General features: G+C 70.4%; 24 protein-coding genes, 1 tRNA gene and 1 pseudogene. 13 read left to right on the top strand and 13 right to left on the bottom strand.

Annotated features, from left to right (window positions below):
- Window positions 1–149: 149 nt before the first annotated feature.
- Window positions 150–980: a hypothetical protein gene (locus tag PUR26_RS13930; protein ID WP_329872573.1), complete on the top strand. Its 831-nt coding sequence runs from the start codon at window positions 150–152 to the stop codon at window positions 978–980.
- A gap of 206 nt (window positions 981–1186) precedes the next feature.
- On the opposite strand, the gene PUR26_RS13925 is transcribed toward PUR26_RS13930, so the two are convergent.
- The 4 genes from PUR26_RS13925 to PUR26_RS13910 form a co-directional block, all read right to left on the bottom strand.
- Window positions 1187–1477 (bottom strand): hypothetical protein, encoded by a 291-nt coding sequence (locus tag PUR26_RS13925; protein WP_329872571.1) that lies wholly within the window; start codon window positions 1475–1477, stop codon window positions 1187–1189.
- 75 nt (window positions 1478–1552) lie between these two features.
- Window positions 1553–1804 (bottom strand): hypothetical protein, encoded by a 252-nt coding sequence (locus PUR26_RS13920; RefSeq protein WP_329872569.1) that lies wholly within the window; start codon window positions 1802–1804, stop codon window positions 1553–1555.
- A gap of 101 nt (window positions 1805–1905) precedes the next feature.
- The gene (locus PUR26_RS13915; RefSeq protein WP_329872567.1) at window positions 1906–2109 is read right to left on the bottom strand and encodes a hypothetical protein; all 204 of its coding nucleotides are present in this window, start codon (window positions 2107–2109) and stop codon (window positions 1906–1908) included.
- A 4-nt stretch (window positions 2110–2113) separates the two neighbouring features.
- Window positions 2114–2668, bottom strand: a complete 555-nt coding sequence (locus tag PUR26_RS13910; protein ID WP_329872565.1) for a DUF5994 family protein — start codon at window positions 2666–2668, stop codon at window positions 2114–2116.
- A 280-nt stretch (window positions 2669–2948) separates the two neighbouring features.
- On the opposite strand from PUR26_RS13910, the gene PUR26_RS13905 reads away from it, so the two are divergent.
- Window positions 2949–3443, top strand: coding sequence for a DUF5994 family protein (locus PUR26_RS13905; protein ID WP_329872563.1), 495 nt, complete (start codon window positions 2949–2951; stop codon window positions 3441–3443).
- An 848-nt stretch (window positions 3444–4291) separates the two neighbouring features.
- A complete protein-coding gene (locus tag PUR26_RS13900; RefSeq protein ID WP_329872561.1) occupies window positions 4292–4507 on the top strand; it encodes a DUF6243 family protein in 216 nt (71 codons plus the stop codon).
- A gap of 392 nt (window positions 4508–4899) precedes the next feature.
- Here PUR26_RS13900 and PUR26_RS13895 read toward each other — a convergent pair.
- Window positions 4900–5300 (bottom strand): annotated as a pseudogene (locus PUR26_RS13895) (PIN domain-containing protein).
- Complete coding sequence (locus PUR26_RS13890) at window positions 5297–5545, bottom strand: type II toxin-antitoxin system CcdA family antitoxin (RefSeq protein WP_329872560.1); 249 nt, start codon at window positions 5543–5545, stop codon at window positions 5297–5299. Before PUR26_RS13890 ends, PUR26_RS13895 begins: the two are co-directional and overlap by 4 nt.
- A 423-nt stretch (window positions 5546–5968) precedes the next feature.
- Between PUR26_RS13890 and PUR26_RS13885 the strand changes: the two genes are divergently transcribed.
- A complete protein-coding gene (locus PUR26_RS13885; protein WP_329872558.1) occupies window positions 5969–6406 on the top strand; it encodes an NUDIX hydrolase in 438 nt (145 codons plus the stop codon).
- A gap of 512 nt (window positions 6407–6918) precedes the next feature.
- On the opposite strand, the gene PUR26_RS13880 is transcribed toward PUR26_RS13885, so the two are convergent.
- Window positions 6919–6989 (bottom strand) — tRNA-Gly (locus PUR26_RS13880).
- Window positions 6990–7457: 468 nt separating this feature from the next.
- On the opposite strand from PUR26_RS13880, the gene dcd reads away from it, so the two are divergent.
- Together dcd and PUR26_RS13870 are read left to right on the top strand one after the other, a co-directional pair.
- On the top strand, window positions 7458–8033 hold the full coding sequence (dcd, locus tag PUR26_RS13875) for a dCTP deaminase (RefSeq protein ID WP_329872556.1): 576 nt from the start codon (window positions 7458–7460) through the stop codon (window positions 8031–8033).
- A 3-nt stretch (window positions 8034–8036) separates the two neighbouring features.
- The gene (locus PUR26_RS13870) at window positions 8037–8534 is read left to right on the top strand and encodes a phosphoribosyltransferase (RefSeq protein WP_329872554.1); all 498 of its coding nucleotides are present in this window, start codon (window positions 8037–8039) and stop codon (window positions 8532–8534) included.
- A gap of 101 nt (window positions 8535–8635) precedes the next feature.
- Here PUR26_RS13870 and PUR26_RS13865 read toward each other — a convergent pair whose 3' ends face one another.
- The 3 genes from PUR26_RS13865 to PUR26_RS13855 form a co-directional block, all read right to left on the bottom strand.
- On the bottom strand, window positions 8636–9580 hold the full coding sequence (locus tag PUR26_RS13865) for a Yip1 family protein (protein ID WP_329872552.1): 945 nt from the start codon (window positions 9578–9580) through the stop codon (window positions 8636–8638).
- Between the two features lie 345 nt (window positions 9581–9925).
- Entirely contained in the window at window positions 9926–12184 is a 2259-nt protein-coding gene (locus PUR26_RS13860; RefSeq protein ID WP_329872550.1) for a (Fe-S)-binding protein, read from the bottom strand.
- A gap of 80 nt (window positions 12185–12264) precedes the next feature.
- On the bottom strand, window positions 12265–12792 hold the full coding sequence (locus tag PUR26_RS13855; protein ID WP_329872548.1) for a sugar transferase: 528 nt from the start codon (window positions 12790–12792) through the stop codon (window positions 12265–12267).
- Window positions 12793–13293: 501 nt separating this feature from the next.
- On the opposite strand from PUR26_RS13855, the gene dnaK reads away from it, so the two are divergent.
- The 5 genes from dnaK (at window position 13294) to PUR26_RS13830 (ending at window position 18265) form a co-directional block, all read left to right on the top strand.
- A complete protein-coding gene (gene dnaK, locus PUR26_RS13850; protein WP_329872546.1) occupies window positions 13294–15138 on the top strand; it encodes a molecular chaperone DnaK in 1845 nt (614 codons plus the stop codon).
- Entirely contained in the window at window positions 15135–15788 is a 654-nt protein-coding gene (gene grpE / locus PUR26_RS13845) for a nucleotide exchange factor GrpE (protein WP_329872544.1), read from the top strand. The genes dnaK and grpE overlap by 4 nt, the downstream gene beginning before the upstream one ends.
- A gap of 30 nt (window positions 15789–15818) precedes the next feature.
- A complete protein-coding gene (gene dnaJ / locus PUR26_RS13840) occupies window positions 15819–17006 on the top strand; it encodes a molecular chaperone DnaJ (RefSeq protein ID WP_329872542.1) in 1188 nt (395 codons plus the stop codon).
- 1 nt (window position 17007) lies between these two features.
- Window positions 17008–17460: a heat shock protein transcriptional repressor HspR gene (locus PUR26_RS13835; RefSeq protein WP_329872540.1), complete on the top strand. Its 453-nt coding sequence runs from the start codon at window positions 17008–17010 to the stop codon at window positions 17458–17460.
- A 169-nt stretch (window positions 17461–17629) separates the two neighbouring features.
- Window positions 17630–18265 carry a DUF4232 domain-containing protein gene (locus PUR26_RS13830; protein WP_329872538.1) on the top strand — a complete coding sequence of 212 codons (636 nt, stop codon included), beginning with the start codon at window positions 17630–17632 and terminating at the stop codon, window positions 18263–18265.
- Window positions 18266–18574: 309 nt separating this feature from the next.
- Here the strand turns inward: PUR26_RS13830 and PUR26_RS13825 are convergent, their stop codons facing one another.
- On the bottom strand, window positions 18575–19561 hold the full coding sequence (locus tag PUR26_RS13825) for a helix-turn-helix transcriptional regulator (protein WP_329872536.1): 987 nt from the start codon (window positions 19559–19561) through the stop codon (window positions 18575–18577).
- A gap of 315 nt (window positions 19562–19876) precedes the next feature.
- Between PUR26_RS13825 and PUR26_RS13820 the strand changes: the two genes are divergently transcribed.
- The gene (locus PUR26_RS13820) at window positions 19877–20194 is read left to right on the top strand and encodes a (2Fe-2S)-binding protein (RefSeq protein ID WP_329872534.1); all 318 of its coding nucleotides are present in this window, start codon (window positions 19877–19879) and stop codon (window positions 20192–20194) included.
- Window positions 20195–20628: 434 nt separating this feature from the next.
- Here PUR26_RS13820 and PUR26_RS13815 read toward each other — a convergent pair whose 3' ends face one another.
- Window positions 20629–21042 (bottom strand): pyridoxamine 5'-phosphate oxidase family protein, encoded by a 414-nt coding sequence (locus PUR26_RS13815; protein WP_329872533.1) that lies wholly within the window; start codon window positions 21040–21042, stop codon window positions 20629–20631.
- A 235-nt stretch (window positions 21043–21277) separates the two neighbouring features.
- Between PUR26_RS13815 and clpB the strand changes: the two genes are divergently transcribed.
- Complete coding sequence (gene clpB / locus PUR26_RS13810; RefSeq protein WP_329872531.1) at window positions 21278–23887, top strand: ATP-dependent chaperone ClpB; 2610 nt, start codon at window positions 21278–21280, stop codon at window positions 23885–23887.
- A gap of 112 nt (window positions 23888–23999) precedes the next feature.
- Here clpB and PUR26_RS13805 read toward each other — a convergent pair whose 3' ends face one another.
- The gene (locus PUR26_RS13805; protein WP_329872529.1) at window positions 24000–24314 is read right to left on the bottom strand and encodes a hypothetical protein; all 315 of its coding nucleotides are present in this window, start codon (window positions 24312–24314) and stop codon (window positions 24000–24002) included.
- Window positions 24315–24328 lie beyond the last annotated feature (14 nt).

The raw sequence follows: 24328 nt of genomic DNA, 5'->3' as shown, positions 1-24328 counted from the left end.
TGTCAGGCGACTTGCGCGAGGGCTCGACGGCGTCCGTACCGACGGCTGTCAGCCGTTGAGGGCACGGCTGGGGGCATGCTCGCGCCGCCTTGCCGATGTCGAGAGCCTGGTCCCCGATACCGGGGATGTCCACGACTAGCCTCCGCACCATGCTGCGTATCGTCGACACCCGTACCGGCCACCTGGTGGAGATCCCCTCCGTGAGTCGGCATGTGCTGAGCGTCTGCGTCCACCCGCCGGTCGGCGACGCCGGGATCGGCATGACGGACGTGCGGGTGCTCCTGGTCGGTGACGTCCTGGCGCGTACGGCGGAGCTGCACGGTCTGGAGTCCCGCACGTTCCTCACCACGCCGGACCTGTCGCATGAGCGGGCCCGGGAGCTTGAGCGCGCCATGTCCGCTCTTGGCGTCCATCCGCCCCTCACCGCCGGTGCCCGTCATACGAACGGAACGCCCTGCGCCGCCGCCGACGTGCACGTCCACGCGTACGGGAGCGCGGCCCGGGACGCGGGCGACGGGGTCCGCGTCGAGGTGGGCCGGGTCGGCCCGGTGGCCGGGGAAGGGGGTGATCCGGACCGTGCCCGCCTCCTCGCGCCGGGGCCCCTGGATGCTGCGGCCCCGGAGGGGACCGATCCGCTGGCTGTGCGGATGCTGCTGCTCGGCCACGCCTACCGCGCGCCGGTCACGGTCACCGGTACCGCGCTCGAAGAGGCCCGGCGGACGCTGGGGCGGTGGCGGCAGATGGTGGCCGACTGGGCGCAGGAGCCGTCGAGGCCGGTCCCCGCCGATGTGCTGCGACACGCCCACGCCGTGCTCGCTGATGATCTCGGTGTCCCCGCCGTCCTGGACGCGCTGGTCGCCGTGGCGGCACGCGCCGACGTACCGGCGGGTGCCAGGTTCGAGACGTTCGCCTTGCTCGACCGCGTCCTCGGCCTGGATCTCGCGCGCGAGGTGGGCCACCAGCGCCCGGCGGCCACCTGACGTCGGAGGCGTGGGCGTAGCGGCGGCGGTCGTCACAACGGCCCCAGCGCATTCACTCCGCCGGGGCCGCCCTTCCGGATCGTCACACGTGAGCGTGCTCGATCCACGTCCAATTGTACGACTCTGTACCGGATCGGCAGCCTCGTCGCGTGCGCGAGTGGAGCCGCGCAGGTAGGCCGTGAATGCCGGGCTGAGCGGTGGGCGGGTCAGCCCTCGGACAGTCCGGCCGAGCCGCGTTCCTCTTCCGCCTCCATGCGGCGGATTCCCTGGTGGGTGAGGGAGACCATCGAGGGTGTGTTGCCCGGTCCCCAGTCGACGGTGATCAGCTCCTCGCCGGCCAGGTAGGTGCAGGCGGCGGCCAGGTCCTCCTCCGGGACGCGCAGGTCGTTCCGCAGTTTCCGCCCGGGGACTCCGAGGAGCCGGTTGCCCTCGGTGGCTTCGTAGAGGGCGGTCAGGACCCGCTCGCGGTAGACCTGCCGCTCACGGAGGGTCGCCATGATCGAGTCCTTTCGTTCGGCCCCGTTCGGCCCGTTCGGCCCGTTCGGCCCGTTCGGGCGGAGGTCCGGCGCTTCTCAGACCTCGTCGCCATGGGCGCCGGTGGGAGCGAGCGGTCTGCCGGCGGTGTGCCGGGGGAGAGCGGGTGCCGCGGTGAGGTGGAGCCGGGTACCGCCCCCGGCGACGGGGTAGCTGCGCTGTTCCGTCGAGGGGAAGCAGCGGCGGATCATTTCGGCGACCACGCGAGCGACTTCGGGGGTGGCGGCGACGATACGGATGTCGGCGTGCCCTGCCTGCGGCAGGGCCACGTCGTTCTCGGCGGGGTGCAAGACGGTGTGTTCCCTTCGTGCGAAGCGAGAGGCCGGCGGGTGGGTTGTCCCGGGTGTCGGGTGCCCCACCCGCCGCCTTCGGTCGGAGGAGTGGTCTGAGGTCAGGGCCAGGTGCCTGTGCGGCCGGGGGCCCGGTCTGCCGGCCCGTGGTGGCGGTGGCCGGGCGGACGGGCGATGACCGGGTAGGGGTCGCTGAAGCGGTAGGCCGCGATGCGTGCGTCGTGCTGGGCGTTGAGCCGGTGGATCAACCGCATGCCGAGCGCGATCAGGAGGGTGCCCGCCGCGAGCATGATCAGGGTCTCCATGTCGTCACCTCCGCGTCTTCCCCGGCAGGGGGATCATCCGTGCGCCGACGACCGGGTGCCGGAGGGGCGGTACGGCGGGCCCGCCGTCGGTCTCCCAGGCGTCCTCCCTGCTCCGGGCGTCCCGGATACGGCGGCCGGTCGCGGCTTCGTCGGACATCAGGGCACCGGCGGTGAGGAGGCTGCCGGGGACGGCGGCGGCGTCCATGAGGCGGGCGGCTGTGGCGGGTTCGGTCTCGGGCGGGATCACCAGCAGGTCGCAGCGGCCGACGGCGTAGGAGAGCAGGATCATCTTGTCGGCATCCTGTTCGGCGAACCGGCCCACGTGCACGGTGTGCCCGGCGATACGAAACTTGCGCGGGACCACGGGCCAGTGCGCGGGGTTCACCATCACGCGAGTGGTGCGTCCGAAGCGGCCCTCCAGCGAGTCGACCAGGGCTGGAAGCTCGGCTTCGAGGTCACGTGTGTACGGCCACCAGGCGCCGTCCAACAGGCCGGCGAGCGTGGTGTCCGGGGTCAGCGACAGGCGCGCCGAAAGAAGGGGAACGGTCGGGGTGCTCATGATCGCGGACCCGTCCCCGGGCCGCCCGTGGGCGGCCCAGTGTATTGATCGCCGGAAACGACGTCCGCGTGGGAGCGGGTGTTCGAGTTACTCCCGGTATCTGCAGCCTACTCCGTCCCGTGGCCGGACGGGCGGCAACCGGCCGGCTGATTTCCGCCGGGAACACGGCCCGGCCGCTGGGCACGGGCGTGACCGCGGGCACGCGGGTACCGTGAGAACCACGGCGGTATCTCGTCGGCCGTGAGGTGTCGGCGGCCCCGCGCAGTCAGGCGGAACCTCCATGGCCGAACCAGACACCCCCACCCCCGCGAAGCTCCTTCCGGACGAGATCCACCGAGCGGTGAAACCCGGCACGGCCCTGCTCCGGTTGGCGACGACGCCCGTGCGCGAAGGCGTCCTCGACGGCGCGTGGTGGCCCCGGTCCCGGGACATCACGGCCGAGCTGCCCGCCCTGATCCAGGTGCTCACCGGACACCTCGGCCCGGTCACGCGGGTCGGCCTGGACACCGCCGCCTGGGAAAAGGTCCCGACCCGTGTGGTCGTCGACGACCGGGTCGTCCACCTCGACTCCTTCCCCGTCGGAGACGGCACCGTCCTCATCACTCGCGGCGACAAGGACCACTTCGCCCTGTTGGTGGTGCCTCCGGACACGACACCCGACGCGGCACGTGACGCCATGGCCCGGGCGGTCCGCGCCGACAACGTCACCCAGGCCGCCGAGATCCTTGTCGCCACGCTTCCCGAACCTGTGCCCGAGCGCGAGGAGCCGACCTGACCCGGAGGGCGGACCTCCGTGAGCGGCGAGCCCGGGACCCGGGAGGTGTTGCCGCGAGGCCTGGCACTCGATGAGCGCGCAGGACGCCGAGTATCCGTTGCGTCCCACGTGGTCGCCCCCGCTGTGCTCACGCCCCGGGGCTGTTGTGCTCTGCGCTCGGTGAACGCGCCCGCCGGGGGCGCGGGTTCGTCCTGCTTCGGAGCCGTAGCGGGGCCGGCTGGGGCGCAGAGGGGTGGGGGAAGGCAATATCCAGGTGCCCGGCGGCGTCCTGATGGGTACGAGGACGCGGCTGTGCCGCCCACGAGGTCCTCGCCGCGGGGGCTCGAACCCCAGGCAGCCTCCGGTGCGTTGCACGGCCCTCCTCTCTCGTGCCCTCCGGCCGCCGAGGAGCCGGGGCGGTGAGGGTGCGTTGTCCGGCCATGGACGAGAGGCCCGCCTCGGAGGAGGAGGATCGCCCAGCAGTCGGTGCCGCATCTGGCGGGCGCCCGCTTCCGCCACCTAGCCGGAGCCTTGTCCGTGAGCTTGCGGAGCTCTGCCACCTGGTCGCTGGGCAGCGTCACCGTGATGCGAGTCGTCGAGGGCATGCGGCAGGCAGGCTGGAGTATGCGTAAGGACGCTGGTTCCGCATGCGCCCGACTCCCGGGGGCCCGAGGCTCCCGGCGGACGCCGGGACGGCGAGAGCACTGGTGTGCGGGGTCGACGGAACCGGGTAACGTCTTTGTCAGGTTCTTCCAGACGCCGAGCGACGAGTGAGCGCGTGAGGAGCCCTGCTGACGTCCTTCGACGTTGTCGCGCGTTCTCCGCGGATGAATGCGTAGATCATTTCACCTCCATCATTGGGAGAACCCGTGACCGATAGCAAGAACATCAACAACCCCGTGGGCCAGGGCGGCGGCAAGCGCAAGAAGCTGTCCCGGGCCGAACGCCAGAACAACGGTCCGCACCGCAACCTCGACCGCCAGGATGCCGCCGACCGGAAGGCGGAGCTGGTGCGCAAGATGCGCGAGAAGACAGGCGCGGCTGAAGGTGCCGGACAGACGGGCGACGACACCACACAGAGCTGACCACCGGCGCCGCAGGGCGGCGCCGCACGGGTCAGGCTCGAAACCGCCCAGGATGCCCGAGCACCTGGTCGCCCTCGCGGTGGTGCGCAAGCGGTGCGGAACTCCGGAACAAGATGACCCAACGACAAAGCCTCAGGTCTCTGGCCTGGGGCTTTCGTAGATGAGCGGGTGACGAGAGCCGGACTCGCGCTCTGAGCTTGGGAATCAACGTGCTTGAACGGCTATAGCGGCTCTGAACTGTATGTTTGCCCGAGGCGTGAGAGGTTGGAGGTTGGAGTGGACTGCGGACGCCGTACGTAACCGCTGTTGTCCGCTCCGCTGGGCACGGATGGGGCACGGGTGGCGGCAGTGCAACACGATCCGCCGACGTGCATGCTCCGGGGGCCGGCAGGTCAGAGAGGGATGATGCGGACCTGGCGGCCGCAGAGCTTGGCCATGTCGTCGCTGTCGGACGTCAGCAGAGCGACGGGTCTTGGCTGGCGCAGGGCGACCTCGGCGACCGTGGCGTCGAGGGCGTACTTGTGCCCGTGCAGCCCGGCGCTTTTGAGGAGTTCTGCTGCCGCCCTGGCTGCTTGCTCGGTGACCGGTTCCACCTTGATACGGGACAGGACCCGGTTCAGGCGGGGAATGCTGGTACGGGAGTGGCTGACTTCCACGATGGTGCTCGCCCCGATCACGAGGTCGGCTCCCATGCCGTGGAAAACCTGCAGATAGCGAGGAATTTGCGGTCCTGCGCGATCCAGGCGGAGAGTCCCTCCGAGTCCAGGACGACGGTTTCGATGCGCTCGCTCACGCGGCATCGGCGTTCTTGGTGGAGTCGGCAGTACCGAAGATCTTCGCGTGGGCTTCGGTGAGCTCTTCGTCGCTGAAGCGTCCGTGTTCTTCCACGTGGTGGCGAAGGTCGTCGCCCAGAAGCCGGTGCCGGCCCTGGCGGGCTACGGCTTCCGCGATGTAGCCCGAGATGTTGTCCGTGAGCTTGCGGAGCTCGGCCACCTGATCGCTGGGGAGTGTGACGGTGATGCGGGTAGTCGAGGACATGCGGCAAGCATGCTGGAGTATGCATAGATGCGGGCTCATGTTCCTGTTCCTGGAGTGGTCCGTCCTCGTCCGGTGACCCCGCCGGTAGGCTCCGCAGCCATGACCCCGGTCCTCCTGGTCGGCCCCCGCCTGGCGCTGCGTGAAGTCGAACTTGAGGACACGGCCGCCCTCCTGGCCATCTACGGCGACCCCGAGGCCACCCGGCACCTCGGCTTCGAGCCCCACCCCCGACCAGGTCCAGGCGATCGTCGACCGGTCCATCGGCTCCGCGAAGGACACTCCGCGGACCGAGTACTGTCTGGCCATCACCCCACGCGCCACGCGGTGCACACCGGCTGATCGGCTACGCGCGCCTGGCGACGGAACCGCAGCGGGCGGCCACCATCGGGTTCGCCCTGAACCCGGGGGAGGAAGCAGAGCGAAATGAACGAACGAGTCCGCGCCGTCCTCGTCACCGCCGACGACACGATGCTGGTCATCCGCCGTACCAGGCCCGGCATCCCTGAGTACTGGGTGCTGCCCGGCGGCGGCGTCGAACCCGGCGACGAGTCCAGGGAGGCCGCCCTCCACCGGGAGATCCGCGAGGAGATCGCGGGGCAGGCCGACATCGTCCGCCTCCTCCACACGATGGAGTCCGACGACGAGCGCCAGCTCTTCTACCTCGCCCGCATCACGACCTGGTCTTTCGACGACCGCACCGGCCCCGAATTCAGCGCCGAGGGCCGCGGCGAATACGCGCTGGAGGAGATCCCGCTGACCGTGGAGGGGCTTGAGGGCATCGACCTCAAGCCCGAGGAGATCGCCCACGTTCTGCGGGGTGCCATCGGCGTCGGCACCCTCGGGGCCGGGGACGTGGCTTAGCAGTACGACCATGCGGATACGCCGCCGGGGCCAGCGCTGAAATGTGTTGGCTCCGTCGGCGTCGGTCAGAAGGTGTACGGGACGAAGGAGCGAGGCGGCTCGATCATGAGGCCAAGCAGCCGCTCGATTCGGCCCTCTCGTTCTCGGTCATGAGATCGACGGCGTTGCCGAGGGTCTTCCTGGTGAGCTGCTCCATGAACGGGGCGGGGAGCCGCTGGAAGGCTTTCGGGGCTTCCTCCAGCGTCCGCTTGTATCCATGTAGCGAGTGTGCTGTGCCGCAAACTCTTCACATTCGGCGCGAGGTCAGCGCCGGCGGATTGAATTGCTCGCTGCCGTGGCCTCCAGCTGCGTGGCGGGCGCCACAGGCGCGGTGCGCCGGTGGCGCATGTGGTGCGCCGCGGCGCGCTGGGCCTGGGCATTCTTGGTCGTTGGCGCACGCGGAGGGCACGACCGTCACAAGAGGTCCAGACAACAAACAAGGCCCAGGTCGCTGACCTGGGCCTTCTCACAAGAGCGGGTGACGAGAATCGAACTCGCGCTCTGAGCTTGGGAAGCTCATGTTCTACCATTAAACTACACCCGCGAAGCGGCCAGAGGATCTCTGCCGCATCGTCGCTCACTGTACCCCATCGTGACCCCCGGGTGTATCGCGCCGCGGGGTTTTCGTGGTTCGTGGGGGAGGTATCGCGGTGCGGCGGGCGGGAGTTGGGGCGTACCGTGTGGGGGCGGAGTGCCGCCTGGAGCGGTGTCCTGTTGATCCCCTAATGTGGCTGTCTCGCCCACGCTTTCCTGGGGAAGGGACTTGATGGACTCCATGGAGCGCACCCTCGTCCGCTGTGCCGAGGGGCACGTGTTCAATACCGCTTCGTTCCCGCTGCAGCAGCTCGGTGCCGGCCGGATCGGGCCCGGGCGGCTCCTTCGGTGCCCGCGGTGCGCGCGGCTGCGGCATGCCGTGCCCGTGGTGCTCGAACAGCGTTAACGGACGGTGGTCCGAGGCGCGCGGAGTCCGTCCGATTGGGGCGGGCCCGCGCGCTCTGCGTATCCTCGGGACGTGCTTCTCTCAGACATGGACATCCGGACCGAGATCGACGCGGGACGGGTGCGTATCGACCCGTTCGACGATTCGATGGTGCAGCCCTCGAGCATCGACGTGCGGCTCGACCGCTACTTCAGGGTGTTCGAGAATCACCGCTACCCCCACATCGACCCCGCCGTCGAGCAGGCGGACCTCACGCGGCTCGTCGAGCCGGAGGGCGACGAGGCGTTCGTCCTGCACCCCGGGGAGTTCGTGCTCGCCTCCACGTACGAGGTCATCACGCTCCCCGACGACCTCGCGTCCCGGCTGGAGGGCAAGAGCTCCCTCGGCCGGCTCGGGCTGGTCACGCACTCCACCGCCGGGTTCATCGATCCCGGGTTCTCCGGGCACGTGACCCTGGAGCTGTCGAACGTCGCCACGCTGCCGATCAAGCTCTGGCCGGGCATGAAGATCGGGCAGCTGTGCATGTTCCGGCTGAGCTCGCCGGCGGAGCACCCGTACGGATCCGAGAAGTACGGCTCCCGTTACCAGGGGCAGCGTGGGCCGACGGCCTCCCGGTCGTTCCAGAACTTCCATCGGACACAGGTGTGAGCAATGAGTGACGTACGAGAGAACCTGACATACGAGGGCTTCGGCCGGGCGGTGCGGGAGCTCGCGCAGACCATCGCGGACGACGGGTACGAGCCGGACATCGTGCTCTCCATCGCCCGCGGCGGGGTGTTCGTGGCCGGCGGCCTGGCGTACGCGCTCGACTGCAAGAACATCCACCTGGTGAACGTCGAGTTCTACACCGGTGTCGGGACCACGCTGGAGATGCCGGTCATGCTGGCCCCGGTCCCCAACGCCATCGACTTCTCCGACAAGAAGGTCCTCATCGCCGATGACGTGGCCGACACCGGCAAGACGCTGAAGCTGGTGCACGACTTCTGCGTCGGTACCGTCGCCGAGGTGCGCAGCGCGGTCGTCTACGAGAAGTCCCACTCGCTCGTGAAGTGCGAGTACGTGTGGAAGCGCACGGACGACTGGATCAACTTCCCGTGGAGCGTCGAGAAGCCCGTGGTGAGGCGGACCGGTCAGGTCCTGGACGCCTGACCGCTCCACGCGGCACCAGGGGCCCCCACGGCCCCCCGCACGTCACGAAGGGCCCCCACCGGCACGGTGGGGGCCCTTCTCGCGTGTGCGGGGCGCGGACGTCAGATCGTGCCCAGCTTGATCAGCGACAGCAGCGCGACCAGCTGGATCGCCGAGGCGCCCAGCGCCTTCGGCCACGGCAGGTCGTGCGACTTGCTCACCATCGAAGTGAACAGGGCACCCGCCGCCAGCCAGGACAGCCAGCCGACGATCTGCACCAGCGGGTTCTCGCCGCCCAGGAAGAGGGCGAACACCAGACGCGGAGCGTCCGTCATCGACATGATCAGCATGGACAGGCCGACGGTCGGCTGCCACGCGCCGTCGCCGCCGAGCTGCCGCGCCAGGGTGTGCGTCACCGCGCCCAGGATCAGACCGCCGACCACGAACATGGCGCCGGTCAGCAGGACGTACGGGATGGCCGAGGAGATCGTCGCGTTGATCGCCTCCTCGCGGGCCTGGTCGAAGCCGAAGAGCGCGAGCAGACCGTAGAGGAACGTGATGACCAGCGCGGGGCCCCACACGGCGTGGTCGCGCATCTGCCAGAACGTCGGGCCCGGGCGCATCACGATGCCGCTGAGGAGCTGCTTCCAGGGCAGCCGGGCCCCGGTGGGCGCGGCCGGCGCCGCGCCGGCCCGGTAGGTGGCGCCATCGCCGTACCGGTCGTCGTCGACGGTGAAGGCCTGGGTGTGGCCCGGGTTGTTCGCCGCGTACGGATCGGGCTGCTGCGGGTATCCCCCATGGCCGCCGTGCCCGTGGGAGCCGCCCCCATGGCCCCCATGGCCGCCGTGGCCCCCGTGCGGCGCCTGCGGCGGGCGGCCGCCCTGGTGCTGCTGCTGGTAGGGGTCGCCGAAGTACTCCGGCTCCCCGTACGGCTGCTGCGCCTGGGGCCAGCCCTGCTGCTGTTGGGCATACGGGGGTGGCGCTGCGGCGCCGCCGTACGGCGCCCGCTGCGGTTGTTGTTGCGGGGTGCGGTTGTCCCGGCCGCGTCCGATCCTGAATCCAGCCACGTCACGAACGTACCCGGTCCTGCCGTTCGCGGCGTCCGGGCCCTGGGAACGGGGGCCCTTTGCTGCCGAGCTGTGACATCCCCTAAGGGGACCCCGACGGGTCTTCCCCAGGGGCGAGGCTCCGCCGGGGTCCGGGTTTGGGTCCGGGGTCCGGGGGAGTGCCGTCCGTCGCAGCCGGCCGGGGGCGGGCCGACGCCCGTGGGCGGCCTTACGCCGAATGGCGGTCGTCGCCGGCCGGCCCCCGTACATCGCGCGACGCGCGACGCGAGTCGTGATGAGACGCGAAACGGCCGGTCCCGCCCCCGAGGCAGGTCCGGCCGTTTCGCGGCAGCGGGTGTTACGGCGTCACTTCACCGGCTCCGGCTCCGGGGCGTCCTCCGCCGGGGCGTCCTCCACCGGCGTCTTGACGGAGTCCAGCAGCAGCTGGGCGACGTCGACGACCTGGAGGGACTCCTTCGCCTTGCCGTCGTTCTTCTTGCCGTTCACGGAGTCCGTGAGCATGACGAGGCAGAAGGGGCAGGCGGTGGAGACGATGTCCGGGTTGAGGGACAGGGCCTCGTCGACGCGCTCGGTGTTGATGCGCTTGCCGATCCGCTCCTCCATCCACATCCGGGCACCACCGGCGCCGCAGCAGAAGCCGCGTTCCTTGTGGCGGTGCATCTCCTGCTGGCGCAGGCCCGGGACGGCCGACATGATCTCGCGCGGCGGCGTGTAGACCTTGTTGTGACGGCCCAGGTAGCAGGGGTCGTGGTAGGTGATGAGGCCCTCGACCGGGGTCACCGGGATGAGCTTGCCCTCGTCGATGAGGTGCTGCAGCAGCTGGGTGTGGTGGATGACCTCGAACTCGCCGCCGAGCTGCGGGTACTCGTTGGCGATGGTGTTGAAGCAGTGCGGGCAGGTGGCGACGATCTTCTTGGCCGACTTGGGCTTCCTGGTCGACTCGTCCTCGTCGTCCTCGCCGTACGCCATGTTCAGCATCGCGACGTTCTCCTGGCCGAGCTGCTGGAACAGCGGCTCGTTGCCCAGGCGGCGGGCGGAGTCACCGGTGCACTTCTCGTCGCCGCCCATGATCGCGAACTTCACGCCCGCGATGTGCAGCAGCTCCGCGAAGGCCTTGGTGGTCTTCTTCGCCCGGTCCTCCAGGGCGCCGGCGCAGCCGACCCAGTACAGGTAGTCGACCTCGGTGAGGTCCTCGATGTCCTTGCCGACGACCGGGACCTCGAAGTCGACCTCCTTGGTCCACTCGACCCGCTGCTTCTTGGCCAGGCCCCAGGGGTTGCCCTTCTTCTCCAGGTTCTTGAGCATCGTGCCCGCCTCGGAGGGGAAGGCGGACTCGATCATCACCTGGTAGCGGCGCATGTCGACGATGTGGTCGATGTGCTCGATGTCGACCGGGCACTGCTCGACGCAGGCGCCGCAGGTCGTGCAGGACCACAGCACGTCCGGGTCGATGACGCCGTTCTCCTCCAGCGTCCCGATCAGCGGCCGCTCGGCCTCGGCCAGCGCCGCGGCCGGGACGTCCTTCAGCTGCTCCTCGGAGGCCTTCTCCTCGCCCTCCATGGTCTTGCCGCCGCCGGCCAGCAGGTACGGCGCCTTGGCGTGCGCGTGGTCGCGCAGCGACATGATCAGCAGCTTGGGCGACAGCGGCTTGCCGGTGTTCCAGGCGGGGCACTGCGACTGGCAGCGTCCGCACTCGGTGCAGGTGGAGAAGTCGAGGATGCCCTTCCAGGAGAACTGCTCGACCTGGGAGACGCCGAAGACGTCGTCCTCGCCCGGGTCCTCGAAGTCGATCTCCTTGCCGCCCGACGTCATCGGCAGCAGCGCGCCCAGCGCGGTCTCACCCGTCGCGTTGCGCTTGAACCAGATGTTCGGGAAACCGAGGAAACGGTGCCAGGCCACGCCCATGTTGGTGTTGAGCGAGACCGTGATCATCCAGGTGAAGGACGTGACGATCTTCAGCGCCGCGAAGAAGTAGGTGAGGTGCTGGAGCGTGCTCAGGCTCAGTCCGTCGAGCGCCGCGATCAGCGGGTACGAGGCGAAGAAGCCCGGCTCCCAGCTGGTGACATGGTGCTGGGCGCCCTCGAGGGCGCGCAGCGTCATGATGCAGACGCCGACGATCAGGATGACGGCCTCGACGAAGTACGCCTGGCCGGTCTTCGAGCCGGCGAAGCGGGACTTGCGGCCCGCCTTGCCCGGCCTGCTCAGCTGGCGGATGACGATCAGCGTCACGATGCCGAGCACCGTCATCAGACCGAGGAACTCGGTGAAGATCTCGTACGGCAGCCAGTCGCCGATGATCGGGATCAGCCAGTCGGCCTGGAAGAGCTGGCCGAAGGCGTTGACGATCGTCAGCAGCAGCGAGAAGAAGCCCACCGCCACGAACCAGTGGGCCACGCCGACGACGCCCCAGCGGTTCATTCGGGTGTGGCCGAGGAACTCCCTGACCACGGTGATGGTGCGCTGCGTGGGGTCGCCGGTGCGGGTGCCCGCGGGGACGGGCTGGCCGAGCCGCACGAAGCGGTAGATCTGCGCGATGGCACGGCCGAACAGCGCGACGGCTACCACCGTGATGACCAGCGACACGATGATCGCGGCGAGTTGCATGGGGGCTCCTCGGGCCTGCGAGGTGGAGGATTCAGCACTACTAAGCGGTAACTTATTCAGTCCGTGCTGAGCGTACCCACTTATTCCGCCGCACTGTAGCCGCGCAGGCGGTGATCTGCGTCGCTCAGGTGAGCCTGACCGGGCACGGTCCGCAGCGTCGCCGGGGTACGGAGGAGAAGGGCTACGTCCAGCCCCATCCAATGGTGCTCCACATAGTGCTGGTCCAGCAGCAGGGGCTCGTCCCAGGGCAGCGCCGATCCCCGTCTGATCTGCGCGAGCCCGGTCAGGCCCGGTCTCATGTGCCGGCGCCAGCCGAGCTCCGCGCCGGGGGTGCCGGGCGGCAGCGGCGCGGGGCCGACGAGCGACATCTGCCCGCGCAGGACGTGCGGCAGCCATGAGAGCAGGTCGAGCCGGCAGCGGCGGGTGTTCAGCGTGTACAGGGTGAAGGGGCGCCCGCCGAGGCCGGTCACCGTCTCCCGTACGACGACGCCTCCGCGCGGCCGCCGCAGCGCGGTGGCGACCAGGCCGCCGATGAGCGGGAGGCCGGCCAGGACCAGCAGCACCGAGCCGAGGACCAGATCCAGGACGCGCTTGGGCTGCGGACGCATGGGCGCACCTGACCCTTCCGTAGAGAACGCTGCTCTTGCTGCTGCTGTGGCTCTTGCCGTTGTTCCTGTGCCGCCGCTCTGGTGCTGCTCTTTGTGGGGAACGCTGCATCGGTGCGGCATTTGTCACCCGCGCAGAACGATCGCATGGTGGATGGGGCGTGTGGCGTATGCCGCTCTGCGGCGGGTCGCGGCGGGGGCGCGGGTCTGCGCGGGGGCGGTACGGGCAGGGGTGCCGGCCCGGGGGTGAGCGCGGGCGTCGGCCCACCGGGGCGGCCGCCGGTCGGGGCCCATTGCCTTCCGGCGGCAGGCCGCGGCGGTCGGGTGAAGGGGAGGGCCGGCCCGTTTGCCCGCCGGAACGGGTGGGCAGGTGCCGGTCGCGCCACCCCATTGCGCATAAGGGCCGGATAAAAGTTGAGCGGGGTCGACTCAGGTCTGTTGACTCAGGAGTGCGGGTCGTGCATCCTTGAGCCTGTTCCACTCAAGTCAGCTGGAGGAATCGAAATGGCACGTGCGGTCGGCATCGACCTGGGCACGACTAACTCCGTCGTCAGCGTTCTCGAAGGCGGCGAGCCCACCGTCATCACCAACGCCGAGGGCGCCAGGACCACGCCGTCCGTCGTCGCCTTCGCCAAGAACGGCGAGGTGCTCGTCGGCGAGGTCGCGAAGCGCCAGGCGGTCACCAATGTCGACAGGACCATCCGGTCGGTCAAGCGCCACATGGGCACCGACTGGAAGATCGAGATCGACGGCAAGAACTTCAACCCGCAGCAGATGAGCGCCTTCATCCTGCAGAAGCTGAAGCGCGACGCCGAGGCCTACCTGGGCGAGAAGGTCGTCGACGCGGTCATCACCGTTCCGGCGTACTTCAACGACTCCGAGCGTCAGGCCACCAAGGAGGCCGGTGAGATCGCGGGCCTCAACGTCCTGCGCATCGTCAACGAGCCCACCGCCGCGGCCCTGGCCTACGGACTCGACAAGGACGACCAGACCATCCTGGTCTTCGACCTCGGTGGCGGCACCTTCGACGTCTCGCTGCTGGAGATCGGCGACGGCGTCGTCGAGGTGAAGGCCACCAACGGCGACAACCACCTCGGTGGTGACGACTGGGACCAGCGTGTCGTCGACTACCTGGTGAAGCAGTTCGCCAACGGTCACGGCGTGGACCTGTCCAAGGACAAGATGGCTCTCCAGCGTCTGCGCGAGGCCGCGGAGAAGGCGAAGATCGAGCTGTCGTCCTCGACCGAGACGACGATCAACCTCCCGTACATCACGGCGTCCGCCGAGGGCCCGCTGCACCTGGACGAGAAGCTCACCCGCGCTCAGTTCCAGCAGCTGACGGCCGACCTGCTGGAGCGCTGCAAGACGCCGTTCCACAACGTCATCAAGGACGCGGGCATCCAGCTCTCGGAGATCGACCACGTCGTTCTCGTCGGTGGCTCGACCCGTATGCCGGCCGTCGCCGAGCTCGTCAAGGAGCTGACCGGCGGTCAGGACGCCAACAAGGGCGTCAACCCGGACGAGGTCGTCGCCATCGGCGCCGCCCTGCAGGCCGGTGTCCTCAAGGGTGAGGTCAAGGACGTCCTGCTCCTCGACGTGACCCCGCTGTCCCTCGGTATCGAGACCAAGGGCGGCATCATGACCAAGCTGATCGAGCGCAACACCACGATCCCGACCAAGCGGTCCGAGATCTTCACGACGGCCGAGGACAACCAGCCGTCCGTGCAGATCCAGGTCTACCAGGGCGAGCGCGAGATCGCGGCGTACAACAAGAAGCTCGGGATGTTCGAGCTGACCGGTCTGCCGCCGGCCCCCCGCGGGGTCCCGCAGATCGAGGTCGCCTTCGACATCGACGCCAACGGCATCATGCACGTGACCGCGAAGGACCTGGGCACGGGCAAGGAGCAGAAGATGACCGTCACCGGCGGCTCCTCGCTGCCGAAGGACGAGGTCGACCGGATGCGCCAGGAGGCCGAGCAGTACGCGGACGAGGACCACCGTCGCCGCGAGGCCGCCGAGACCCGCAACCAGGGCGAGCAGCTCGTCTACCAGACCGAGAAGTTCCTCAAGGACAACGAGGACAAGGTCCCGGGCGACGTCAAGACCGAGGTCGAGACGGCGGTGACCGAGCTCAAGGAGAAGCTGAAGGGCGAGGACACCGCGGAGATCCGCACCGCCACCGAGAAGGTCGCGGCCGTCTCCCAGAAGCTCGGCCAGGCGATGTACGCCGACGCCCAGGCCGCCCAGGCCGCCGGTGACGCCCCCCAGGGTGACGCCAAGGCCGACGACGACGTCATCGACGCCGAGATCGTCGACGACGAGAAGCCGAAGAAGGACGGTGCCGCGTGACCGAGGAGACTCCGGGCTTCGAGGAGAAGCCCGACGTCCCCTCCGGCGCCACCCCTGACGACGCCGCCGATGCCGCCGAGTCCCCCTCCACCGAGGAGGGTTCGGCGGCCCCGGCCGGGGACGCAAGCCAGATCACCGGTCTGACCGCCCAGCTGGACCAGGCCCGCAGCGCGCTCAGCGAGCGCACCGGGGACCTCCAGCGGCTTCAGGCCGAGTACCAGAACTACCGCCGCCGGGTCGAGCGCGACCGGGTCACGGTCAAGGAGATCGCCGTCGCGAACCTCCTGACCGAGCTCCTGCCGGTGCTCGACGACATCGGCCGCGCCCGTGAACACGGCGAGCTGGTGGGCGGGTTCAAGTCGGTCGCCGAGTCGCTGGAGACGGTCGCCGCGAAGATGGGCCTCCAGCAGTTCGGCAAGGAGGGCGAGCCCTTCGACCCGACGATCCACGAGGCCCTGATGCACTCGTACGCGCCGGACGTCACCGAGACGACGTGCGTCGCGATCCTGCAGCCGGGGTACCGGATCGGCGAGCGGACCATCAGGCCCGCCCGTGTCGCGGTCGCCGAGCCCCAGCCGGGCGCGGCGTCCACGACGACGAAGGAAGAGAAGTCGGCCGACGAGGAGAGCGGTGCCCCCGACGAGGGGTGACGCAATGATCGTCCGGAAGGAGGGACGTCGATGAGTACGAAGGACTTCGTCGAGAAGGACTACTACAAGGTTCTCGGCGTCCCCAAGGACGCCACCGAGGCTGAGATCAAGAAGGCGTACCGGAAGCTCGCCCGCGAGAACCACCCGGACGCCAACAAGGGTGACACCAGGGCCGAGGAGCGCTTCAAGGAGATCTCCGAGGCCAACGACATCCTCGGCGACCCGAAGAAGCGCAAGGAGTACGACGACGCTCGCGCCCTCTTCGGCAACGGCGGCTTCCGGGCCGGGCCCGGCGGCGCCGGCGGAACGTTCAACTTCGACCTGGGCGACCTCTTCGGAGGCGCCCAGGGCGGGGCGGGCGGCGCCGGTGGGGCCGGTGGGTTCGGCGGCGGCCTCGGGGACGTGTTCGGCGGTCTGTTCAACCGGGGCACCGGACCGGGCACCCGGACGCAGCCGCGCCGCGGTCAGGACATCGAGTCCGAGGTGACGCTCAGCTTCACCGAGGCCGTCGACGGGGCCACGGTCCCGCTGCGGATGTCCAGCCAGCAGCCCTGCAAGGCGTGTTCGGGCACGGGCGACAAGAACGGCACCCCCCGGGTCTGCCCCACCTGTGTCGGCACCGGACAGGTCTCGCGCGGCACGGGCGGCGGCTTCTCGCTCACCGACCCGTGCGTGGACTGCAAGGGCCGCGGGCTCATCGCCCAGGACCCCTGCGACGTCTGCCACGGCAGCGGCCGGGCGAAGTCCTCGCGCACCATGCAGGTCCGCATCCCGGCGGGCGTCTCGGACGGGCAGCGCATCCGGCTGCGCGGCAAGGGCGCGCCCGGCGAGCGGGGCGGGCCGGCCGGTGACCTGTACGTGGTCGTGCACGTCGACGCCCACCCGGTCTTCGGCCGCAAGGACGACAACCTCACCGTCTCCGTGCCGGTCTCGTTCGACGAGGCGGCGCTGGGCGGCGAGATCAAGGTCCCGACGCTCGGCGGCCCCGCGGTCACGCTCAAGATCCCCGCGGGTACCCCCAACGGCCGTACGATGCGGGCCCGCGGCAAGGGCGCGGTCCGCAAGGACGGGACGCGCGGCGACCTGCTGGTCACCTTCGAGGTGGCCGTGCCGAAGGACCTGAGCGAGAAGGCGCGTGAAGCGCTGGAGACGTACCGCGAGGCGACCGCGGGCGAGGACCCGCGGGCGGAGCTGTTCCAGGCCGTTGAGGGGGCTTGAGATGGACGGACGTCGGCGCAACCCGTACGAGCTGACCGACGAGACGCCGGTGTACGTCATCTCGGTGGCGGCCCAGCTGAGCGGTCTGCACCCGCAGACGCTGCGGCAGTACGACCGGCTGGGCCTGGTCTCGCCGGACCGTACGGCGGGACGCGGCAGGCGGTACTCGGCCCGCGACATCGAACTGCTGCGACAGGTGCAGCAGCTGTCGCAGGACGAGGGCATCAACCTGGCGGGCATCAAGCGGATCATCGAGCTGGAGAACCAGGTCGCCGCGCTCCAGGCCCGTGTCGCCGAGCTGGGCTCGGCGGTCGAGGGGGCCGCCGCCGCGATGCGCCAGCGCGAGGCGCAGGTGCACGCCTCGTACCGTCGTGATCTGGTGCCGTACCAGGACGTGCAGCAGACGAGCGCCCTCGTCGTCTGGCGCCCCAAGCCGCGCGGCGTCGACCAGTGAGACGTCGACCAGTGAGATGCGCGTGGGCCCCGCGAGGGTGCCCGTAGCGCGTGCAGAGCCCCTTCCGCCGTGGCGGAGGGGGCTCTTCCGTGTGCGCGCCCGCCCGGGCCCCGTCGCAGGCGTGTTCGTACGGGGGAGGGGCCGCGCCGGGGCGTGCGATGATCCGCACATGCGTACGAGATCGAACGGCCGGGTGGCGCGCAACGGCCTCGCGCTGACCGCCCTGTTGGCACTCGCGGCCTCGGCGGTGGCCTGTGACGGCGGGGAAACGGTGTCCTCCGCACCGCGGGCCCCCGGCGTCCCCTCCGCCTCCGCCGTGCCTGCGGCGCCCTCGGCGCCCGCCACGGCGTCCGGGCCCCCGGGAGAGACCGACCCCCGGGCCTGTCCGGCGTCCGGGGTGCGGGTGTCGACCGGCCCGGTCGACGCGGCGATGGGGGTGCGGGGTATGGCGGTCAATCTGCTCAACTGCGGCACGCGGCCGTACGAGGTGAGCGGCTACCCGGACCTCGAAGTCCTCGACGAGCGGGGCGAGAAGCTCGACATCGCCGTCCGGCTCGGCACCGACTCGGTGGGCGGCACCGCGGCCCGCTCGACGTTCGTCCTCGGCCCCGGCAAGCAGGCCTTCGCGTCGCTGATCTGGCGCAACACCGTGACCCGGACGGATGTCGTGGCGACGAGCGGCGCGTATCTGCGGGTGACCCCCGCGGGCGGCGCCGAGGCACAGACGGTCGCCCCGCGGAGCCCGCTCGACCTGGGCAACACGGACACGGTCGAGGTCACCGCGTGGAAGGCCTCGGCGAGTTAGCGTCCTCACCATCCCGTCCGGCCGGCGACGCCTGGCACCGCCCCTCGTCGGGGTCGTGCGGGCTCCGGACCGGTCCGGGCGGCAAGGCCCTGGTGCCCGCCCGCGGCCGGGGCGCCGCCCCGCGCGGGGACGGACGCGGCCTACGGGACCAGGTCGCCGGTCAGGCCGGCGTCCGGCGCGGTGCCGGCCGCCGCGTCCCGCGTGCCGGGCGTACGGACGCGGGACGCGCGCGGCGGGCCGTCCCCGCGGACGCCGACAAGGCCCGCCTCGCCGCCGGGGCGGGCGGCCGGGGCGGCGGGCCGGGGCGGTTCACGAGCACTGGTCCTGCTCCAGGATCCCGGACTGGGCGATGAGATAGCCCAGCTGCGCCCGGCTGCCGCTGCCCAGCGCGGAGGCGAGCTTGGCGATGTGGGCCCGGCAGGTGCGGACGTTCATGCCGAGCCGGCGGGCGATGGCCTCGTCGACATGGCCCTCCACCAGGAGCTTGGCTATCGAGCGCTGGACGCCGCTGATGCCGTGCGGATGGGGCTCGTAGGTGACCGGGTCGTCGAGCGGGATCGCCTGGAGCCAGAACTGCTCGAAGACGCCGACCAGGTACTCCACCAGCCCGGGGTGGCGCAGTTCCAGGGCGACCTGGCGGTCGCGGCTGGCGGGTACGAAGGCGACCTTGCGGTCGACGATGATCAGCCGGTCGATGATCTCCTCAAGGGTCCGCACGTCGACCTCGGGGCCGATGCGCTCCAAATACGCCAACGTTATGGGCTGGTGGCGAGCGGTGTGCTGGTACAGCGTCCGCATCTTGATGCCCCGGCCGAGCAGCGGCCGGACCCGGCGCAGGGCCTCACCGAAGGTGGCGGCGCTGCGGCCGCTGCCGGGCTGGACGGTGAGCAGCTCGAAGGAGCACTCCGCGACGGCCCGGTCGAGGCTCGCGTTGATCCGTTTCAGGCCTTCCAGCACGCTGATGGCGTGGGTGGTGGAGGCATCCTGGGCACTGACGGCCATGAATGGCTCAAAGGCGTCGGCGAGGGCGATGGTCAGCCGCCTCCGGTCCTGGATCTCCTTCTCGATGGGGAGTATCAGTTGCGCCAGTGCGGCGGAGGGCGGCACCGGGCGGAGCCACCGCGGATCGTCGGGATCCGGTCGCAGCAGGTCCAGGTCGAGGAGGCAGGGGGCCTGCGCGACCTCGGCACGGGCTATTCGCCCAGCGCGAAGGGCGTCCACGTAGAGCTGGGAGCCGGTTTCACAGAGCTCTACGTGACTGTGAGGATGTCCCTGTTCATCCCGATCCGATCGCATATGTACACCCCCAGGCTTTTCCGATTCAGGAACATGATGCATTGAGCCAGTGGTGAAAACGTGAGGAGTGGGCCATCGTCGTGGCTGCGGGGGAGCGGGATGTATCACCTTCAAGTGAGGTTGCTCGGTCATGGCCAAGAAGCTCATACGCACCGTAGTTGGTGTCGCACTCATCGCCGCTGCCGCGGTGGGGGCAGTGGCGTCAGCCGAGGATCCAGGCTGGGGCGCGGGGACGCAGCATGTCGTCGAGGCCAAGGATCCCGGATGGGGCGCGGTCGCTCCGGCGGGCGATCCCGGATGGGGGTCCGTGGGGGCATGACGGTTCCCGAAGATCCCCGTTTCCGGCGCGAGATGGCGTCCGCCTATCGATCCGGGTGGCATTTCATCGACCTCGTCACGGCGGTGCCGCACAGTGGCGATTCGTTGATGGTCACCCTCTTCGGAGAGCCGATCGTCATCACGCGAGGAGACGACGAGGATATTCGCGCCTACCGGTGCCTCCGTCGGCCCCGAGGTGCCCCGCAGCCCGTTCGCTGTGCCATCCGGTACGGCATGATCTTCGTCAATCTCGATCAGCGTGATCACCAGCTGGTCGAGCCCGAGACCACCACCGCCACCCCCCGCAGCGCCTGAGCGGTTCCCCCGTCGTTGTAGATCGCTCAGGTGCTTCCCCCACACAGCGGCACCATCGCGGACCTGAAACGCGATGGTGCCGCTGTGCTGTCCGCGTCCGGTCGCGGCCCGGCAGGGGCCCGGCGCCCGCCCGCCGGTCCCGCGCGCGGTGAACTGCGGAGCGTGCGGCTCCGCTCCCGCCCGGGCCTCCGTGCCGGGCGGCCTTCGAGGGGCGGGCGGCCGTTGAGGGACGGGCGCGCGACGCGGACCCAACCGGGGGTACCCGCCCCGGCACCGGACACCGCTCACCGCTCCGGTCGCCCATGTCCCCCATAGCCCTACGGGCACGGGCGGTACCCCCACCGCGGTGGCTCTTTCCTCCGCCTCGCGATCGCCCGCACCCGTTGCCGCCGGCCCCGCCCTTCGGGCGGACGACGCCATGGTGAGGACACTCCCTAGGCCCGTCCCATCGCCCGGGTCAGGGCGATCTCGATGACCACGCGGTCGGGGTTCGGCGTCGGCGTGCGTCCGTAGCGCTCCGCGTAGCGGGCGACCGCGTCCGCGACGGCCTCCGGTTCGGTGCGGATGGTCGCGCGCCCTTCCAGCGTCGCCCACCGGCCCTTGTCGACCTGGCAGACCGCCACCCGCGCGCCCTCCGGGCCGGCGGCCAGCACATTGGCCACCTTGCGGCTGTTCTTGTTGGTGATGACCCGGGCGATGCCCTTCTCGCCGCCCTCCGGGTCGTAGGTGACGCCCACCGCGACGACATGGGGACTGCCGTCCGGGCGGGGAGTCGTCAGGGTGCACATGTGGTACCCGCGCCAGAAGTCGACGTACGACGGGTCGGGGTTGCGTAGGTCCATGGCCATGTTCCGGAACCTACCGGCGGTTGCCGACACCCACCACCTTGAGTGGAATAGACTCAACTTTGCGTATGTTGAATGAGTCATGGCTGGTGGGGTTCAGGGAAGAGGGGAACCCGAGGGGCCGGGCGGTCGGGCGGCCGGCGGGGGAACGCGCCGAACCGGAGAGCCCGCGGAACCGTAGAAGCCGTAGAGCCCGCCGAACCGACCGGATGGACCGAAGAAGGAGGAGAGAACGCACGTGGACGCCGAGCTGACCAACAAGAGCCGGGACGCGATCAACGCGGCCACCAACCGGGCCGTGTCCGACGGCCACCCGGATCTGACCCCCGTGCACCTGCTGCTGGCGCTGCTGGAGGGACAGGGACGACAGGCCGCGGACAACATCACCGACCTGCTCGCCGCCGTCGAGGCCGACCAGGCCGTCGTACGCTCAGGGACCGAGCGCCTGCTCGCCGCCCTGCCCAGCGTCACCGGCTCCACCGTCGCCCCGCCGCAGCCCAACCGCGAGCTGCTCGCCGTCATCGCCGACGCCTCCCAGCGGGCCAAGGAGCTCGGCGACGAATACCTTTCGACCGAGCACCTGCTCATCGGCATCGCCGCCAAGGGCGGCCAGGCCGGAGAGGTCCTGGCCCAGCAGGGTGCCACGGCCAAGAAGCTGCTGGACGCGTTCGAGAAGGCAAGGGGAGGGCGCCGGGTGACCACACCCGACCCGGAGGGTCAGTACAAGGCTCTGGAGAAGTTCGGCACGGATTTCACGGCCGCGGCCAGGGAAGGCAAGCTCGACCCGGTCATCGGACGTGACCAGGAGATCCGCCGTGTCGTCCAGGTGCTCTCGCGCCGGACGAAGAACAACCCGGTGCTGATCGGTGAGCCCGGCGTCGGCAAGACCGCCGTCGTCGAGGGCCTCGCCCAGCGGATCGTGAAGGGCGACGTCCCCGAGAGCCTGCGCGACAAGCGGCTGGTCTCGCTGGACCTCGGTGCGATGGTCGCGGGCGCCAAGTACCGCGGTGAGTTCGAGGAGCGGCTCAAGACCGTCCTCTCCGAGATCAAGGCCAGTGACGGCCAGATCATCACCTTCATCGACGAGCTGCACACGGTCGTCGGCGCCGGCGCCGGCGGCGACTCCGCCATGGACGCGGGCAACATGCTCAAGCCCATGCTCGCCCGGGGTGAGCTGCGCATGGTCGGCGCGACGACCCTCGACGAGTACCGCGAGCGCATCGAGAAGGACGCCGCCCTGGAGCGGCGCTTCCAGCAGGTGCTGGTCGCCGAGCCGAGCGTCGAGGACACCATCGCGATCCTGCGCGGACTCAAGGGCCGCTACGAGGCCCACCACAAGGTCCAGATCGCCGACTCCGCGCTGGTGGCCGCCGCCACGCTCTCCGACCGGTACATCACCTCCCGCTTCCTGCCCGACAAGGCGATCGACCTCGTCGACGAGGCCGCCTCCCGCCTCCGTATGGAGATCGACTCCTCGCCCGTCGAGATCGACGAGCTCCAGCGGGCCGTCGACCGCCTGCGCATGGAGGAACTGGCGCTGAAGAACGAGACGGACGCCGGTTCCGTGCAGCGCCTGGAGAAGCTGCGCCGCGACCTCGCCGACAAGGAGGAGGAGCTGCGCGGCCTCACCGCCCGCTGGGAGAAGGAGAAGCAGGGCCTCAACCGCGTCGGTGAGCTGAAGGAGAAGCTCGACGAACTGCGCGGCACCGCCGAGCGCGCCCAGCGCGACGGCGACTTCGACACCGCCTCCAAGCTGCTGTACGGGGAGATCCCGGCGGTCGAGCGGGAGCTGGAGGAGGCCAGCGAGGCCGAGGAGGAGGCCGCCAAGAGCGCCGACGCCAAGAGCACCATGGTGAAGGAGGAGGTCGGCCCCGACGACATCGCCGATGTGGTCGGCTCCTGGACCGGCATCCCCGCCGGGCGCCTCCTGGAGGGCGAGACGCAGAAGCTGCTGCGCATGGAGGACGAGCTCGGCAAGCGGCTGATCGGACAGGGCGAGGCCGTCCGCGCGGTGTCGGACGCCGTGCGGCGCACCCGGGCGGGGATCGCCGACCCCGACCGGCCCACCGGCTCCTTCCTCTTCCTCGGTCCGACCGGTGTCGGCAAGACCGAGCTGGCCAAGGCGCTCGCCGACTTCCTCTTCGACGACGAGCGGGCGATGGTCCGCATCGACATGAGCGAGTACGGCGAGAAGCACTCCGTGGCCCGGCTGGTCGGCGCCCCTCCCGGTTACGTCGGATACGAGGAGGGCGGCCAGCTGACGGAGGCCGTGCGCCGGCGCCCGTACAGCGTCGTCCTGCTCGACGAGGTGGAGAAGGCGCACCCGGAGGTCTTCGACGTCCTGCTCCAGGTGCTGGACGACGGCCGCCTCACCGACGGTCAGGGACGCACGGTCGACTTCCGCAACACGATCCTCGTCCTCACCTCCAACCTCGGCAGTCAGTACCTGGTCGAGCCGCTCACCAGCGAGGAGGAGAAGAAGCAGCAGGTGCTGGAGGTGGTCCGGGCCTCCTTCAAGCCGGAGTTCCTCAACCGGCTCGACGACCTGGTGGTCTTCTCGGCCCTGAGCCGCGACGAGCTCGCGCACATCGCGAGGCTCCAGATCGACCGGCTCGCCAAGCGCCTGGCCGAACGCCGGCTCACCCTGGACGTCACGCCAGACGCCCTGGAGTGGCTGGCGGACGAGGGCAACGACCCGGCGTACGGAGCGCGGCCCCTGCGGCGTCTGGTCCAGACGGCGATCGGCGACCAGCTCGCCAAGGAGATCCTTTCGGGCGAGGTCAAGGACGGCGACACGGTCCGGGTGGACCGTGTCGAGGGCGGCCTGCTCGTCGGCCCCGCCACCTGACGGGACCGGGCGGCGTACCACGCCGGGTGCCCGGTGGCCCGTCCGCCCGTGACCCGGTCGCCGGTGAGCCGTCCGGGTGGTGGTGAGCGCCGGGTGTCCGGCCGCCCGGCGGTCACGTCGTGAGCGCCGGGTGCCGTACGAGGGCGGTCCCGCCGTCCTCGTACGGCACCGTCACATCGGCACCGGCGAGCCCGTCCGGCCCCCCCGGCCCGCCGTATCCCGCGTCCACGCGGGGATCGCCGCCGGAGCGGGACCCGGTGCTGGTCCGGGCCCCGGCCGCGCTCCGTCGGCGCGCGGGCCCCCACGCGATCCGGGCGGCGAAGGCCGGGCAGACGGCGGGCGTGACGCCCGGCGCGATCCGGAGCCACGGGCGCGGCCGCGCGCGCCGGGCCGGCTCCTGTTCCGCCTCCGCCGCGCGCGAGATCATGTCAGCCCGCAGCT

The organism is Streptomyces sp. SP18CS02, from assembly GCF_036322365.1.
Classification (GTDB): domain Bacteria; phylum Actinomycetota; class Actinomycetes; order Streptomycetales; family Streptomycetaceae; genus Streptomyces.
Note: the sequence above shows the minus strand (reverse complement) of the source record. Positions and strands in the feature narration are given on the sequence as shown.